The sequence below is a fragment of the Luteibacter sp. SVR4-7G genome (genome assembly GCF_056755555.1).
This window is the reverse complement of the sequence record NZ_JBPGXO010000030.1, coordinates 20,648-36,441: the sequence shown is the minus strand read 5'-3', so window position 1 is coordinate 36,441 and position 15,794 is coordinate 20,648. Positions and strand designations below refer to the sequence as shown.

At 61.2% G+C, this 15,794-nt stretch carries 11 protein-coding genes; 3 read left to right on the top strand and 8 right to left on the bottom strand.

The features are described from left to right. Nucleotides 1-40: 40 nt before the first annotated feature. Both ACR9ZH_RS12500 and ACR9ZH_RS12495 read left to right on the top strand, forming a co-directional pair. Complete coding sequence (locus ACR9ZH_RS12500) at nucleotides 41-1,954, top strand: hypothetical protein (RefSeq protein ID WP_481291078.1); 1,914 nt, start codon at nucleotides 41-43, stop codon at nucleotides 1,952-1,954. Between the two features lie 611 nt (nucleotides 1,955-2,565). Further along, a complete protein-coding gene (locus tag ACR9ZH_RS12495) occupies nucleotides 2,566-3,219 on the top strand; it encodes a hypothetical protein (RefSeq protein WP_481291077.1) in 654 nt (217 codons plus the stop codon). Between the two features lie 841 nt (nucleotides 3,220-4,060). On the opposite strand, the gene ACR9ZH_RS12490 is transcribed toward ACR9ZH_RS12495, so the two are convergent. From ACR9ZH_RS12490 to ACR9ZH_RS12465, 6 genes are read right to left on the bottom strand one after another with little or no spacing between them, the layout of a single operon-like run. Then, nucleotides 4,061-4,468, bottom strand: coding sequence for a GtrA family protein (locus tag ACR9ZH_RS12490; protein ID WP_481291076.1), 408 nt, complete (start codon nucleotides 4,466-4,468; stop codon nucleotides 4,061-4,063). Between the two features lie 20 nt (nucleotides 4,469-4,488). Then, nucleotides 4,489-5,430, bottom strand: a complete 942-nt coding sequence (locus tag ACR9ZH_RS12485; protein WP_481291075.1) for a WxcM-like domain-containing protein — start codon at nucleotides 5,428-5,430, stop codon at nucleotides 4,489-4,491. After that, nucleotides 5,427-6,374, bottom strand: coding sequence for a glycosyltransferase family 2 protein (locus tag ACR9ZH_RS12480; RefSeq protein WP_481291074.1), 948 nt, complete (start codon nucleotides 6,372-6,374; stop codon nucleotides 5,427-5,429). The genes ACR9ZH_RS12485 and ACR9ZH_RS12480 overlap by 4 nt, the downstream gene beginning before the upstream one ends. Further along, complete coding sequence (locus ACR9ZH_RS12475; protein ID WP_481291073.1) at nucleotides 6,371-7,474, bottom strand: DegT/DnrJ/EryC1/StrS family aminotransferase; 1,104 nt, start codon at nucleotides 7,472-7,474, stop codon at nucleotides 6,371-6,373. Before ACR9ZH_RS12475 ends, ACR9ZH_RS12480 begins: the two co-directional genes overlap by 4 nt. Before the next feature lie 49 nt (nucleotides 7,475-7,523). After that, a complete protein-coding gene (locus ACR9ZH_RS12470; protein WP_481291072.1) occupies nucleotides 7,524-8,465 on the bottom strand; it encodes an electron transfer flavoprotein subunit alpha/FixB family protein in 942 nt (313 codons plus the stop codon). 22 nt (nucleotides 8,466-8,487) lie between these two features. After that, nucleotides 8,488-9,234, bottom strand: coding sequence for an electron transfer flavoprotein subunit beta/FixA family protein (locus ACR9ZH_RS12465; RefSeq protein WP_481291071.1), 747 nt, complete (start codon nucleotides 9,232-9,234; stop codon nucleotides 8,488-8,490). 219 nt (nucleotides 9,235-9,453) lie between these two features. Here ACR9ZH_RS12465 and ACR9ZH_RS12460 point away from each other — a divergent pair, with 219 nt between their 5' ends. Then, nucleotides 9,454-11,229, top strand: a complete 1,776-nt coding sequence (locus tag ACR9ZH_RS12460) for an LTA synthase family protein (protein WP_481291070.1) — start codon at nucleotides 9,454-9,456, stop codon at nucleotides 11,227-11,229. A 346-nt stretch (nucleotides 11,230-11,575) separates the two neighbouring features. Here the strand turns inward: ACR9ZH_RS12460 and ACR9ZH_RS12455 are convergent, their stop codons facing one another. Both ACR9ZH_RS12455 and ACR9ZH_RS12450 read right to left on the bottom strand, forming a co-directional pair. Then, the gene (locus ACR9ZH_RS12455) at nucleotides 11,576-13,603 is read right to left on the bottom strand and encodes a glycosyltransferase (RefSeq protein WP_481291069.1); all 2,028 of its coding nucleotides are present in this window, start codon (nucleotides 13,601-13,603) and stop codon (nucleotides 11,576-11,578) included. Nucleotides 13,604-13,656: 53 nt separating this feature from the next. After that, nucleotides 13,657-15,789 (bottom strand): hypothetical protein, encoded by a 2,133-nt coding sequence (locus ACR9ZH_RS12450; RefSeq protein WP_481291068.1) that lies wholly within the window; start codon nucleotides 15,787-15,789, stop codon nucleotides 13,657-13,659. Nucleotides 15,790-15,794 lie beyond the last annotated feature (5 nt).

Sequence of the window (15,794 nt, the reverse complement as noted above, 5' to 3'; positions counted from 1 at the left end):
TATTAGATCGGTGCAATCTTTCATCAACGGAGGGACTGTTGTGTATCGCCATCTGCTTCCCGGCCGAGTGCTACTTCTTGGTGTCACTTCGCTTGTCTTCGGGCTCCTCGCGTACCAGCCCGGCTACTTCGGGGACGAACTCTTTCCCGCCTTCGTCGCCAAGACGAGCAAGTCTATCGGAGAGACTTTTCTCCGCATCAACGAATACAAGCCCAGGCTAATCTTTAATGCGGTTTGGGCAGTAATTGCCTGGGAACGGGTTCCTCGCTATGCCGCGGGACTCCTAACTTGGGTTTCGATGTTCTGGGCTTCCTCGGCCGCATATAGTCTGGCGCGTTGGCTATTCTCGGCGTCGCGGCCCGCCGCATTGGCGGTCGGGTTGTGTATCGTCATCTCGCGTTTTGGTACGGTGTTTTACTACGATTACTTGTCCGGAATTATCGGAGCGTTGGGGCTCGCAATGTTTCTAAGTACGGCGCTGATTATTGTGCCCGTGCTGAAAGGCTCCGAACTTCGCCAAGGGCGAGCAGTCGCGTTCGTAGCAATGTCCATTGCGACACTATTTGTCTATGAAATCTATATTGGGCCGCTTTTTGTGCTCGGCATCGCCGTCGCAGCCATAGGGTTTATGGGCAAAGGACGATCCGATAGAACGCGGATCCGGATGCAGGTTGCGGGCACGCTCGCTTGGCTACTTCCACTTCTTCTTTTTGTCATCGCGACGCGTATCTTGTCGACGGGCGGTGTCATGACGGGAACTGCCGGCAAACCCGTTGTGCTGGACGCTGGGGTCATCAAAGCATTCGGGCAGTTCTTCGCCAATGTTTTTTTTGGGACAAACATTGGCCTGCCTTGGTTTACGGGCTTCTATAACACAAGCAGCCGTGTTGGTTTGATCGCTAGCATTGTGTTTGCGGCAGTTCTATTGGTGTTATGGGCATGGACCATGTTCGCAGTTCGGCGCGGAATAGATCGTGCTGGCGTGCTAGCGTCCTTGGCCGTACTAGGTATGGCAGTCTCGACTATCGTGATCGCGAGCCTACCGGGCCCAAGCCTGTCCGACGCTCGTTGGATGTTCCCCGTCAGTGCTTTCGTCGCGCTGTTGATCGTATCGCTACCCTCCAAGTTCCCTCGCAATCTGCTGTTATGTGCCGTACTCGGAGTGAGCGCTTTCCATCTTGCGAAGCAGACCTATAGCGGCATTTATAACGTCGAGGCCTCGCGGCTGTCTGGAAAGATAAGTCGGGGCCTTACTTCACTGCGTCCCGCAGGAACGGATGGAATCCTCCTTGGGCTTCAGGAGGGTCAGATAAACTGGATCCTCGGGGGAGACGCTTTGCAGGGTAATGACGTGACAAGTGGAGAGGTGTATTGCTGGGTCAATCTTTCGCCGTCGCCTTGTCTCGACCCTTCAAGTGCGCTCCGGCGACGCTCCTTGTCCGAGTACGACTTCGCTCTCGCGTTTGCCGATGGTGTCGCGGAACCGGACGCGTTCTACATAATCCCCCGTTCGGCGGCGCACCTTTTGGTTGAGCCTTCTTCGGTCGATCTCATTGGAGCAAGGGAACTCGGCGGCACGAAGCTCGGCTGGGCGGGCTGGGCCTGGCGTGGTTTGCCGCAGCGGGCCGATGAGGATAGACGTATCGACACAGAGACTTTCGCGACCGTTCTGCTACCAGCTCATGAGTTAGCGGGACGCGTAATTGCGTATGAGGCTTACACGGACGCTGCCGGTGAGGGACGAACCATGCGCTTGCAAGTCAACTGGCTTGGACGACGCGGAAAGCTCCTCCGTGCGCAGATAAAGCTCGTCAAGTTGACTGCGTCTCCCCAGATCTTCACGATGCTTCTCGACCAGCCGAAAGGTGCAAAGGCGGGTGAGATATATGCCACCATGCACGAAAGTGGTGCCGGCGACTCCCGCATCAGAGCGGTTAAACTGGTCCGGATTTGATCTAGCTGTCGAGAGAATGGAGTTGGATATCAGCTTCACTGACTCTGGCTCCACGCCAATGTGTCCAATGATAGGCGCCCGGGTCTTTCCGGCAGGATATCGGGAACGTCATGAGGGCGTCGTTCAAGTGCCGGTTCGTCGGCATCTGCTTACAGCGGGTTCCGGCAGTCCGCTGCGGTTGCAGGTGGCCATTCTCAACTGCAAGGTCGCCGAAGGTAGATGCGACCTGCAATGACAAACCGCCGTCAGATGGTGGAATGCGTCTGAGCCGATGCGGCAGTGCCCGAAGACGAGGCGAGAGAGCGTAAGGTAAGTGGGATCGTGAACACGACCGCCATGAGTAGGGCCGCGAATTCGTTTCTTAGGTCGAGCGCGAAATACCCACTATCGACGGTGCGTTGATGCGGACTATCGTAGTCATGTGATTCTATAGCGTAGAATCTCGAACAGGTCCCCGACCGGACCTGGGCATCCATATTGGTGCGCAGTGACGGCCGGCGCGATTTCCCTCACTTTGGGCTATCTGTCGTGGCATTCGATCGAGAAACCTGCCATGGGTTTGAAGAAGCGAGTGCATTCTATGTTCAAGTTCCGCGCGGCGGCATGATGCTATGACGTCCGAACGTGCGCCGACTCTGTCCATCGCCCTTATTCTGGCCGCCGGCTGCGTCGCCATCGGATGGATGCTCGAAGCCCATTACGGCCTCAATATCTGGGACGAGGGATATCTCTGGTACGGAGTACAGCGTGTTCACCTTGGCGAAGTGCCTATCCGTGATTTCATGGCCTACGATCCAGGGCGCTATTACTGGACTGCCGGAATCATGTCGATCTGGGGCGGGAAGGGGATCATGGATGTCCGCGCGGGGGTGGCAGTTTTTCAATGGTTCGGCCTCGCCGCCGGAGTCTGGGTGCTGGCGATGGGCTCGGGCCTGCGTAGGCCGAGCGTGCTGCTTCCTGCATCCGTTGTCCTGTTCCTGTGGATGTTTCCTCGCCACAAGCTGTTCGACATCGCATTGTCCATGCTCCTCGTCGCAGTCTTCCTGTGGTGGTTCCGTCGGCCGACGATGCGGCGGCATTTCATCGTCGGCCTCACTATCGGCGTCGTGGCCTGCTTCGGTCGCAACCATGGGGTTTACGCGCTCGTCGGAAGCGTGCTCGGTTTCGCCTGGCTCGCCATCCGGCTTTCTCCCGATCCTGGCGGCGTGTGCTTTCGTGCCCGGTTTCTCCGGCGCATTCGGCGAAAGTATTCTCTTCCTGTTTGAACTGAAGGCCACGAATCTCACGCTGCCCGTTCCTTGGCCATGGACCGTACCCTACTCGAGCCTTCCTGTTGGAGTGGGCATTCGGGAGGGACTCGTAGGGCTGGGCTTTATCGGCGTGCTGCTCTATCCCGTACTCGGTGCGGCTCGTCTGGCCTTGCAACGAATACGAGGTACGGGCATGGATCCGGCCTGGGCAGCTACAGTGTGCCTCTCGGTGCCGTACGCGCATTACGCATTCTCGCGGGCGGACATTGGCCATCTCGCCCAAGGAATTTTCCCGGCTCTCCTCGGGTGCCTCCTCTGGCTCGCTTCCCTTCGTGTGATCTGGATGTGGCTAGGTACCGCGATCCTGCTGGCGGCGACGGGCTGGACGACGCTGACTTCACATCCTCGCATGGGTTGCGCCGGCGAAGACCAGGCGTGCTCGCTTGTCGAGGTTTCGGGCCAGCGGCTTTTCGTGCCGCCGACCGTTGCCGGCGACTTAGCGCTTCTGCGACACGGCCGCGCGGTATGCGCCGGCTGGTCGCTCTTTCGTCGCTACCCCGTATTGGCCCGGCGCTTATGCTTTACTCGAAAGGCGTTCGCCGCTGTGGGAAATCTATGCAACCACCCCGCGTGGCGCGGCATTCCAGGCGGCGGAGATCGAACGCATGCGCCGGGCCGATCCTGGGTTCGTCCTTGTCTTCGACTTCCCGCTGGACAACCGGGAGGAGTTGCGCTACAGCCGCACGCACCCAATCATGGATCGATACATTCGGGATCATTTCGTGGAGCTGCCGTCAACCAATCCGAATTATCGAATCTACCGTGCGGCGGACGCGGGCACTAACGGGGTTGGAGGTCAGTAATGGCCGATCGTTTCCGTCGGCGCGCGCCGATGGCCAAAAACAAAGCGCGAGAGGATGAAGGTCAGCGGGATAGTGATCATGATCGCGACGAGCGGGGCAAGTTCCTTCATGAAGTGCAGCCGCTCCACCCAGGCCCACACCACCGCCAGGCTAACCCCGTACTGCGCGAGATAAACGAAAGGAAAAAGAAGCATCGATCGCCAGCCGCGGTGAGCCTGAAAAACGAAAAAGCGGTTTATCACGAACGCCAGCACGATGCCTGAGACATAGGCTATCGTGTAGGCGGCCTTGTAGCCTGTGACCTGGATGAGTGCCAAGTACAGAGCATAAGTCATGGCGGTGTTTACTCCGCCCGAAATCAGGAAGCGCAGGAAGCTGGACGTCGCGACTGCGACGCGCAAGCGCTCCAATAACCCTTGTCTCACGCTTTACCCATGCTTACTTGCTCGATGAAGACGCCGTATTCACGAATGTAATCGGACGGATCATAGTAGTGGGACGCGAATACCAGCAGCACGGCGTCCTCTGAGTACTTGTACTGAATGCCCCATGTCATCGGAGGCAGGTACAGGCCGATATTCGGCTGGTCCAGGACGAACTGCTCCCGATGCTTCCCATCGTCCGCCACGACATGTACGGAACCCTTCACGGCTATCAGGAACTGATGGCAAGCAAGATGCGCATGCTCGCCTCGTGTCTCCGCGGTCGGGACATCGTAAACGAGAAAATAGCGTTTCGGCTCGAAAGGAATCTCGCGTTGGAATTCGCCGACGGAAAGGCTCCCCCGCATGTCGGCGATGGCGTTAAACGTGTGGAGCTGCACGCCTTTCACGATGGATGCACGGATCCCCTTCTCGGGGGCAGGCGCAGGCTCGTCGTCACGCGCGGAAACAGTGCCGGTGCCAGCGTAGCCGATGATCTTCGCGGGATTGCCGACCACGATAGCGTTGGGCGGTACCGAGCGCGTGACGACGGCACCCGCGCCGATCATCGCATTGCGGCCGATCCTGATGCCCGGGAGAATGGTGGCATTCGCGCCGATGGAAGCACCTTCTTCCACCACGGTCCGGAGGAATTGGTCGGGGTAGACCTTGCTGCGGGGGCGGATATCGTTCGTGAACGTGGCATTGGGCCCGACGAACACATTGTTCTCCAGGGTCACGCCGTCCCAAAGCTGCACACCGCATTTCACGGTGACGTTGTCGCCAACTGTGACGTCGTTCTCGACGAATACGCCGTCGCAGATATTGCATCCTGCGCCAATGGTGGCGCCCGGCAGCACGTGGGCGAAGGCCCAGATCCGGGTTCCCTCGCCGATCCGGGTGGACTCGCAGAGCCCCTTTTCATGCACGAAGAAATTCATAGGTCCTTGCCAGGAAAGTCGATGCGGAGGGAAACCACGTTGAGAGGCCGTTGCTTGGTGTTCTCATAGGCGCGCCAGGCATAGTTGCCCACGATACCTATCCCGAAGGTGTTCAACGCCCCGAAGAAGAGGATCGCCAGCATCGAGCCCGCGTAGCCAGGCACCTCGTACGTTCCGAAGATCCGGGCCACGATGACGACCAACCCTAGCAGGACCGCGACGCCCAGACCGACGAGACCGGCGCCCATAAGGACCCGTACCGGTAGGTCGGAGAAAGCGAAGACGCTGTCGAGCAGGTAGGTCACCTTCTTCTTTATGGTCCATGCGCTCTTGCCGTGTTCCCGTTCGAGGCGTGTGTACCCGACGAATTCGCGGCGGCCACCAAGCCAGAACAACAGGCCGAGCAGGCTGCTGTTGGCCTCCCCGAGCGCCACGAGACGGTCGCGGAAGCTCGCGGTGAGCGCGAACACGTCGACACCACCCTCAGGAACGTCTGGCTGAACCAGGCGCCGGTAGGTCTTCCAGAACAAGTTGGACGCCAGCTTGCTGAGGCCAGGGTCGTGCCTTCCCAAACGTTGGCCGAACACGACATCGAGCGGTTTCGAAGAGAGCGCCTTGAAGAAGTCGAGCATCAAGGACGGCGGTTCCTGGAGGTCCGCCGCCATCACACCTATGAAATCCCCATTGGCCTCCGCCAGGCCACAACGAATTGCCGCGAACGCGCCGAAATTGCGGGAGAGCAATACGAGTCGCGAGGGAAAGGACACGCCTCGGAGGCCCTCTTCAAGGCGTGCGAAGCTGGCATCCGGACTTCCGTCGACGACGAACACCGTTTCCATGGGTGCGTCCAACCTCCCCGCCAGCTCGTCCAGCGCCTGGAGCAGGGGCGCGATCGACCCTTCGTTCTTGTAAACGGGGATGACGACCGAATAGCGTGGCTTCACCACCGGTTGCAGGCCTCGATCACCCGCGTCACCTCGTCGTCGGTCAGTTCCGGGAAGCAGGGAAGCGTCAGCACCGAAGCACAGGAGCGGTCCGTGTTCGGCAACGTCGTGGACGCAAACCGATCGGCGAACAGTGGCTGGCGGTAGTCCGGGACAGGGTAATGCACTTCGCTGCTTACGCCGCTGCCCGCGAGGTGGTTTTGCAGCCCGGCGCGGTCGTCCGTATGCACCACGTAAAGATGGGCCACGAAATCCTCGCCGCCCTGAGGCGGAGCCGCGATCTTCGCATGGCGAATCTCGGCCGAGTAGCGATTGGCAATGTCGCGTCGCCGTTCATTCCAGCCATCGAGCAATGGCAGCATGATCCGGAGGAACGCTGCCTGGATTTCGTCCAGGCGGCTATTGCGGCCGCCGGAAAGCTCATTGCGATACTTGGCGGTCCAGCCGTATTGACGAAGCTTTCGCAGCGTGTCGGCGACGCTGGCGTCGTTGGTCGCGACGGCACCACCGTCACCCAGGGCACCGAGGTTCTTCGTGGGATAGAAACTGAAGCTGGCGGCCCTACCGAAAGATCCGGCCTTTCGACCCTGGGCGTCCCGCGCCCCATGAGCCTGCGCGCAGTCCTCGAAAATGGCAAAACCGTGCTTCTCGGCAAGCGCGGTGAACGCCGCCATGTCGGCGAGCCTTCCATAAAGGTGGGTGACGATCACGACGTCGATGCGGCGAGTGGCGAGGACGGCCTCGAGCGCTTTGGGGTCCATCGTGCAGGACACCGGGTCGATGTCCACGAAGACAGGTTCCGCATCGCAGGCGAGGACCGCGGTGGTGCCATACATGGCCGCATTGCCGACCACCGCCACGCTCTTTCCCGACGTGACACCCAGGCTGCGCAGCCCGAGTTCGAGGGCCTCGGTGCCGTTCGCGACGCTGATGCAGTCAGCTACGCCGCACCAGGCAGCGAACTCCTGCTCGAAAGCCTTCACGTTGGGTCCGAGTACGAAGTAGCCGCTCGAGATCACCTCCGCGGCTGCCCTTTCGAGCTGGCTGGCAATGGGAGCAATGTGGCGGTCCAGGGCGTTGACGGGAACGGTCGTATTCATGGGATTCCGTAGCGTGGAAAATGAAGAGGCCATCCGGCCTCCCCAGGGATCAGCCTAGCGCGGCCTCGAGTTCGGGAAGGATCTTGAACAGGTCGCCTACCAGGCCAATGTCCGCAATCTCGAAGATCGGCGCTTCGCCGTCCTTGTTGATCGCCACGATCGTGCCTGCATCCTTGATGCCGGTGAGGTGCTGGATGGCTCCGGAGATACCGATAGCGATGTAGAGCTCGGGTGCGATGATCTTGCCCGTCTGCCCTACCTGCATCTCGTTCGGCACATAGCCGGCATCCACCGCGGCGCGCGAGGCGCCGACGGCCGCGCCGATCCTGTCCGCGAACTTATAGATGACCTCGAAGTTCTCCTTCGATCCTACGCCGCGCCCGCCGGAAACGACCTTCGGTGCGCCCTGGAGGTCCGGCCTGTGGCTCTTGCCCTGCTGCAGACCCACGAAACGCGTGTGGGAGGGCAGGGCGATGTCGAGGGCGAGTGCCTCGACCGGGGCCGAGCCGGTGGATGCCGCAGCGGGCCATGACGCCGTGCGGATGGTGGCCACAACGATGGAGGAGGCATCCACTTCGACCGTGACGATCGCGTTGCCCGCGTAGATGGGGCGCTTGAAACTGTGCGGCCCTTCCACGGTCATCACGTCGCTGACCTGCGAAACCCCCAATAGCGCCGCGATGCGAGGCGCGAGGTCCTTGCCGAATGTGGTGGAAGGAGCGAACACGTGGGTGTAGCCGGCGGCAACTTTCGCGATCTGCGGCGCCAGGATTGCCGCCAGTGCGTGGGCATTCTCAGCCCGTGCAACGGTAATCACCTTACTCACGCCATCGATCTTCGCGGCTTCGGCGGCAATCGCCTCGGGCGCGTCGGATAGCACGATGATGTCGACGGCGTCCGCCTCGACAGCCTTGGCGGCGCTCACGGCGCGGGCGGTAGAGGCATTGAGCTTGCCGTCGAGGTGTTCGGCAATAACGAGGATCTTGGACATGTCGATTCTCCTGTCGGCTGCCTTACAGCAGGCCCTTCTGCTTGAGGGTCGCGACCAGCTCGGCGGCATCCTTCACCATCACGCCCTTGCTGCGTTTGGGCGGAGCGGCATAAAACGTGGTCTTGATGTGCTGGGCTGCATCGACGCCGAGTGAGCCGAGTTCGATGACGTCGATAGGCTTCGATTTGGCCTTCATGATATCCGGCAGCTTGATAAAGCGAGGCTCGTTCAAGCGCAGGTCGGTCGTGATGACAGCGGGCAGGTCGGCTTCGATCGTCTCGAGCCCGGCGTCGACCTCGCGGGTGACCGTAGCCTTGCCGTCGGAAATCTCGACTTTGCTGGCGAACGTGGCCTGAGGACGATCCCACAGCGCGGCCAGCATCTGGCCGGTCTGGTTCGCATCGTCGTCGATCGCCTGCTTACCCAGGATCACCAGGCCCGGCTGTTCCTTCTCGACCAGCTTCAAGAACGTCCGCGCGGCGGTCAGCGGCGAGATGGCGTCGGCCGTCTGCACGTGGATGGCGCGGTTGGCCCCCATGGCGAGCCCATTGCGCAGGTGGGCCGTCAGGTCGGCCGGGCCGATGCCGACGACCACGACTTCCTCGGCGATTCCCCTTTCCCGCAGGCGCAACGCTTCCTCGAGCGCGATGTCGTCGAAAGGGTTGGCGGAAAGCTTCACTCCGTCCGTGACGACACCCGTACCGTCCGGTTTCACCTGGATGCGAACGTTGTAGTCCACGACGCGCTTGTAACCGACCAGAATCTTCATTCGGGGTTCCTGTTCGTTGGGGCGCACGCCAACCCGCGCGCGCCTCTGAGGTTGACCCAGCATTCTAACGAATCTTCATACCGGCGTTTGACGCAGCGCGGGACGGCGCCTCGCGGCTTATGAAGCGCCTCTATCATATATCTGTTATTCTTTGATGACACTCATATGACAAGCCGGAGTCTCCGGCGCAACGGGCAGTTGCCAGGGGTGGTGGGTTCCATGAGCTTATCGGGCGCGAAATCGATTGCGAGGACAGCCGGGGGATTTGTCCTCCTTCTCATGGCCTCGTGGGCACTTGACCGACACTCCCTGCGTCTCGAGTGGGATACCTATATTTTCTCGCACGGCTTCTTCGCCGGCGCCTTGCCGTTGCTGGCTGCTTACGGAATCCTGCTCTCTGTCACGAATCGACCAGGCTTGTCCCTTTTGCTTGGGAGCTTGCTGGCCATAGGGCTGTTCGCGGCGAATGCGAAGAAAATGGAATATCTGCACACGCCGCTCGTGCCGGCAGACTACCTCTTCGTGCAGGGATTGAATGCGTCCAATCTCGGGCTGTTTCGGCACTACATCAACCTTCCAGTTGTGGTTGCCGCCGTCATGGCGGCGTTTTTTGTCATCGGTCTCCTGCTTCGCTACGAACCGCCTGTCCTAGGCGGACGCCTGGCTGCGCGCGGGGGAATCCTGGTTGCCAGCCTCGCGGTGGGTTGGCTGCTTCTGCCCGGGAGCCGAATGGCGGAGCGCATCTACGATCCCGTGGCGCTGCAGGTTTCTTATTCCCCCCTTCTGAGCGAACTGCACGCGGGCCTTATCAGCACACTTGTGTACACCAATATCGCGAACCAACGGGCCATGAGCGTGGCGCCCGACACATCCGCTGCAGCGCAAGTGGTCAAGGTGGAGCGCGCCCGCTTTCCGAGGGGGATCACGCCGGTCGCAACCGCTCACGCCGAAAAGCCGGACATCGTGGTGATCCAGAGCGAATCCTTCTTCGATCCGTCGATCATGCGGAATATCGACACCGCGGAACTCCTCCCCAACTTGCATAGAGCGCAAGCCGAAGGCGGCGCGGGGACCATGAGCGTACCTACGTTCGGCGGCGGAACCTTGAGGACAGAGTTCGAAGTACTCACGGGAATTCCTCTCGAAGCTTATCCCGACCTTCAGTTCCCGTATGTACAGATATCGCAGCCGCATATATCCAGCGTCGTGACGTCGCTCGACAAAGCAGGATATTCGACCACAGCCATCCATCCCAATAGTGGGGAATTCTGGAACCGAAAGGCGGCGTTCCGATCCCTGGGATTTCAGAATTTTCTAACGATCGATGAGTTTCCACCCACTGCCTATCGTGACGGCTATTACATGTCAGACCGCTCGCTGACTACCCAGATCATCGACTCGCTCGAGCAGGCCCAGGGGCCCGCGTTCGTCTTCGCGGTAAGCATAGAAGCGCACGGGCCATATCGGCACGGACGAGTGAAGGACGAAGCCCAACGTGCAGCGCTGATCGTGCCGGCGGGTTGGCCGGCGAAAGCCGCGGACGAATATCGGACATATGCCTACCATATCCATCATGCCGACGAGGAACTGGGCCGTCTTTGGGACTACCTGAAACGCCGCAACCGCCCATTCCTCCTGGTCTTCTATGGGGACCATCTCCCCGGCTTCGAGGTCGTCTATGAGGCGGCTAAGTTCGGCAACGGGCTGGCCGCCTGGGAGCAGCATGTCCCCTGGGTCTTATTGGACAGCAATGGGCCCTCCACCAGGCGAATGCCCGAGCATGTCTATTCCTGGATGCTGGCAGACGAGATCCTGCGTCGCGCGGGCATCCAGGAACCGAACTATCTTCGGTTTGTCGGCAACGTTGGGCGAATGCTCGACACGGAAGACGGCGCGGTCGCCGACCAGACGCGAGCCGGTCTTCGCTCGGCAGCGAGGATGCGGCTGGCAGGACAGTTCGGCGCGTTCTACAGGGGGCAGTCCGGTGGCAATTGAGCATTGGTTGAAGCCCGGGGCGATTTTAGTGGTGGTCGCTGCAGGTCTGGCTTACCTGCTGCGACCGGCAAAGTTGGAACTGGATCCGGACAGGATCACGACATGTCCGAACGTGCCCGCCGAAGTAACTGTCACTTGGCGCGCGCCGCACACGGGGGTCGTAAAGGTGTTCGTCTCTCAGATCGGCGAGGCGCCCCGCTTGTGGACCCAGGGTAGCTCGGAAGGCCAGGCAAAGACCGGCCCATGGGTAGGTGACGGAACGACGCTTACGATCACGGATGAAAGCGGGAGGACGCTGGCACGAAAAACCGTCGAGTCCGTTACCTGCCCGAGTTGAGTGACTGCGTCAGTTTAAGGCTGCCCTCAGACTTTGCAGCGCCGCGTCCGCGGAGAAATGTTCGGCGACGTGCCGCAGGGACCGATCCGAAATGGCGGTCCACAGGGCTTCGTCGCTGCTGAGGGTCCGGTAGGCGGTGGCGAATTCCGCCGGCGTTCCGGCCAGCAGAACATCATTTCCATCGGTCAGGCGCATGCCTTCCACGGCAATGGGAGTCCCGATTACTGGAACGCCGTGGCTCATGGCCATGTTCACCTTGCCCTTTACTCCGGCACCGAAACGCAGTGGAGCGATGGAAGCGAGCACCGAATTCATGAGAGGGGCAAGGTCCTGTACCCGCCCCAGCATCTGGAGCCCCGCGTCTGCGAGTGCACGTCGTTCCACCTCTGGCACGTCGCCGGCGACGAGGATGCGCGCTTCGGGGTTATCGCGACGAAGTGCCGGCAGTATCTCGCTAGCCATCCACTGCATTGCATCGGCGTTGGGCGGGTGGCCATGTCCGCCGACGAACAGAAGATCGCGCCGGCCGTCGAACCCCACTTGACGACCGAAGACTTCGTGGATATTGGAAAGTAGCTGCACCTGTGCATTGGGCAGCAGGCGGCCCAGCATTTCATGTTCGTATTCGCTAACCACAAACGTCGTGTCCACAGACTCGATGAGGGAAAGTTCCTGAACGCGTGTCCTGGAGGCCTGTCTCGCGAGCGCGCCGCTCCCGCTTTGTTGGGCGGCGCGTTCTTCCCGGAGGAAATGAAGATCGACGGTGTCAAATATCAGTCTGGCACGGGGCGCATGGCGGCGGACGAAATTCGAATACTGGGCTGCGACCGTGTGCCTGCAGAGGATGGCGGCATGCAGATCGCCGCCGTGTAATGCCAGCCAGGAAGGCAGGCTGGCTACCCACGGCTGGATCAGCAGTTCGATGCCCAGGCCACCCAATTCACGAACAGCCTGCTCATCCGCGCGCCCGTCGTCGGGTGCGAACACGACATGCCAGCCATCGGCCATCAGCAGCTTCATCATGCTGATGAGACGGAGTGAGCCTGAATCCCGCGAGCTGTCAGGTGTGGCGGTGTCGGCCACTAACACCGTCCCGCGCCGGCGCATTCGGTCTACCATCGCCAGTGAAGTGCCTGGGGATGGCTGCGCCTGCAGAGCGTCATGCCATTTGTCGACAAATTTCGCTTGGTTGATGGACTGGAACCGCTTCATGCCGGTTTCGACGGCCCCTGCCGAACTTATGCCCTCAGCATGGATCACGACGCTGTCGGGCACATACCAAACGGAACGCCCGGCGGCTCTTGCGGCGAAGGCGAGGTCGGTATCCTCGTAATAGCCGGGCGCATAGCGTGTGTCGAACCCGCCCAGAGACAGGAACAGGTCTCGCGGTATGGCGAGCGATGCGCCGGACACGTAGTCGACCGTTCTCGAATAGCGAAGCGCGGGATTCTTCCGTGACGAAAAGCGACCGATATTCCAGGCCGATCCGTCCGAAAAGACCCAGGCGCCTGCCTCCTGCAGCCTGCCGTCGGGATACACAAGCTGGCTACCCGCGATTCCAGCGTCTCCATGCCGTTCGAAACAACGGAGAAGGGCCTCCGTCCAGCCCGCGGTCACCTGCGTGTCGTTATTGAGGAAGACGAGGTACTTGCCGCGTGCCGCCGCTGCGCCTGAATTGCAACTACCGACGAAGCCGAGGTTTTCTTCGTTACGAAGCAGGCGCAAGCCGGAAACCTCGGCCAGCACGGCCGCAGTATTGTCCGGGGAAGCATCGTCTACCACGATGACTTCGAAAGGGACCGTGGGCGGGTAGGTCGCAATCGAACGCAGGCAGGCGAGGGTGTACTCGATCTTGCCGTGGACAGGGATCACGATGGAAAGATGCGGCGTCGCCGACCTCGGCAAGCTGAGCGTCGTGAAGGCAGCTTCCAAAGGTAGGAGGTTCAGTGAATCGTCCGCTTCGGCACGACGCGAAAGGTCTTGCGAAATGCGACTGAGCGTGCCTCGCCATCCACGCAGCGCGAGGCTGGCCCGCACGCGTCGCGCCATCGTCAGCAGACGCTTGTATCGCCATGACAATGGGTTTGACACTAAAGTTTACCTCCCGGTCCAGCCGTCCATGTTAGCGGGCCGTCGCTGGTCTGGGATGGTTCCAAGATCCAGAGATTCACGGAACTACCATCGATGTTCATCTTCCTGGCCGCTCCGCGACGCGCCAGTTCATCCAGGACAGGACGTACCCGCTCGTGGATGAAGGCTGTCGCGGGGTCTTGGCTCAATGCTACAAGCTGGATTCCATGGTCGCCGAAAAACCTGGTCATTGCGTCCGAATTTGCGAGCAACGGCGGGCGAGCCCACGATATTACCCCCAGAGATTCATAGCGCACGGGGAAATAGCCCCCATCCAGCGCGGGCATGTCGCCGAGCATGCGGGTATGAGAAGGCCACGCTTCAAGCGCGGCGGCGAGCGGCCCCAGTCCGCTCACGCGGTACCGTGCATCGGCCAGCGTGCGCAGTTCCTGAAATGGCATTCGGTCGAAGCGGGCATCCAGGCGGCCAGTGCCTGGAAACCAGTTGGCTGTCGTTACCACCAGGAACAGGCAAAATGCAGCGATCGCCGCGATGCCTGTGGTTAACGCGCGCGACGTCACGGGCTCGGGGTCGCCCCGGAAAAGGCCCGCCCATGTGGCTAGATGCAGCAGGACGATGGGCACGATGAAATAGTTGCCGTCGGCACCGTCATTCCCGTATCGGTAGGCATAGAGCAGGGCATACATCGAGAAGCCGATGATGAGCAGGAAGAGCGTGGCCGGTGCCCGCATCCAGTTCCAGCCACGTAATGCGATCGCCGCCAGAAGCAAGGGAAGCCATCCGTTTCCCATCCAGAACAGGGCCTGGTGGATATAGGTGGCCGGACCGAAGAGCGAATCGACCAGCCCGCCAGGAAATGGCGTCCTGAAAACAGGCACGTAGCGACCGATGTCGTCGTGCAGGCGCCATCCGAGCATTCCTTGCATATCGACGACGAGATCCGGCGAAATCAGCGCCACACCGGTCTGCTGAAAAGTGCGCAGGCAAACCAGGAAGCCGACCGCTGTTGCGACGACGACAGGGACGATGAACCAGCGGCCTGCTCCTTGCCGTTCGCGCACGGCGGAGCTGACGATGAACAGGAAGATGATAGCCGCATAAGGAAGCACCGTCAGGCGAGCAAGGGGGGCGAGGAGCACCGCGGCGAGGCCCAAGCCGAGCCAGGCGGAGGCGCCCTTGCCATGTCTCAGACGAAGACCTGCGAGTACTCCGCAAAGGCAGAGCCACGCCGCGAGCAGTTCGCCTTTTGGTGTGGCTGCGGATGCCGCGACGGCTGGCACCACGCACGCGATAAGCGCGCCGGACCATGCGACAAGGCCCTCCAGCTTGAGTTCGCGTAGCACTTCCCGCGACGTGGCCACGAGAAGCACCCAGCAGACCAGGCTGAAGCCCGTGACGAGGCTGGCGCTTCCCAGGCCAAGGAACGGCGCCTGCAGCGCTTCCGCCAGCTTCGGATAGAAATGCACATGGGCTACCAGACCCTGATCCTGGAACAGTCCACCCTCGCCGAACAGCACGCGATCGGCATTGAGTCCGTACCAGAGGGCGTCGCTGTCGACGGCCGATGCGGACTTTGCGCTGAGCATGAGCACGATCATCACGAAGGACGCCAGCAGGAACGCGCTGCTGCGCGTGACCGGACGCGCCGGCACGGCGATCTCGCTGCGCCATCGCCAGCACCAGAACACGAGGGCGCCTCCCAGGAGGGTGACGGCCAACACCCGGATGGCCCCGAGGCTTCCGGCGCCGGCGAGCGACGCGATCCAGGCGACGGCGGACCAGGCCACCAGCCCGAACACCGTGTCGCGAAGGCGGATATCCAGCGTGGGACCCGAAGGCATCCCGAGGGCGCCGGCAGCGCAGCGCCCCAGCGCATGCATGCCCGCAAGGTAAGCCGCGAGCAGGAGCAAGGTGATATCCACTCCATGCCGCCGCGCGTACACCTCGGCGCATAGCACGGCCAGCACGATGCCGCCCTTGCGCAGGCGCAGGCTCCCATACACGGTGCCGAGCAACAGCAGGCATTCAGCGATGCTCTTCCACGCCAGCGAACGCGAGAGCTGGCGGACGAAGGGGCCGCTACCTTCGAAGAGCGCGTGCCAGGGCAGCCATAGGCAGGCCGCCACGATCACCAACC

Excerpts from the sequence above, each read along its gene's own strand:
- ACR9ZH_RS12495 (WP_481291077.1), top strand. The coding sequence starts at position 2,566 with ATGACGTCCGAACGTGCGCCGACTCTGTCCATCGCCCTTATTCTGGCC.
- ACR9ZH_RS12485 (WP_481291075.1), bottom strand. The coding sequence starts at position 5,430 with ATGAATTTCTTCGTGCATGAAAAGGGGCTCTGCGAGTCCACCCGGATC.
- ACR9ZH_RS12475 (WP_481291073.1), bottom strand. The coding sequence starts at position 7,474 with ATGAATACGACCGTTCCCGTCAACGCCCTGGACCGCCACATTGCTCCC.
- ACR9ZH_RS12470 (WP_481291072.1), bottom strand. The coding sequence starts at position 8,465 with ATGTCCAAGATCCTCGTTATTGCCGAACACCTCGACGGCAAGCTCAAT.
- ACR9ZH_RS12465 (WP_481291071.1), bottom strand. The coding sequence starts at position 9,234 with ATGAAGATTCTGGTCGGTTACAAGCGCGTCGTGGACTACAACGTTCGC.
- ACR9ZH_RS12460 (WP_481291070.1), top strand. The coding sequence starts at position 9,454 with ATGAGCTTATCGGGCGCGAAATCGATTGCGAGGACAGCCGGGGGATTT.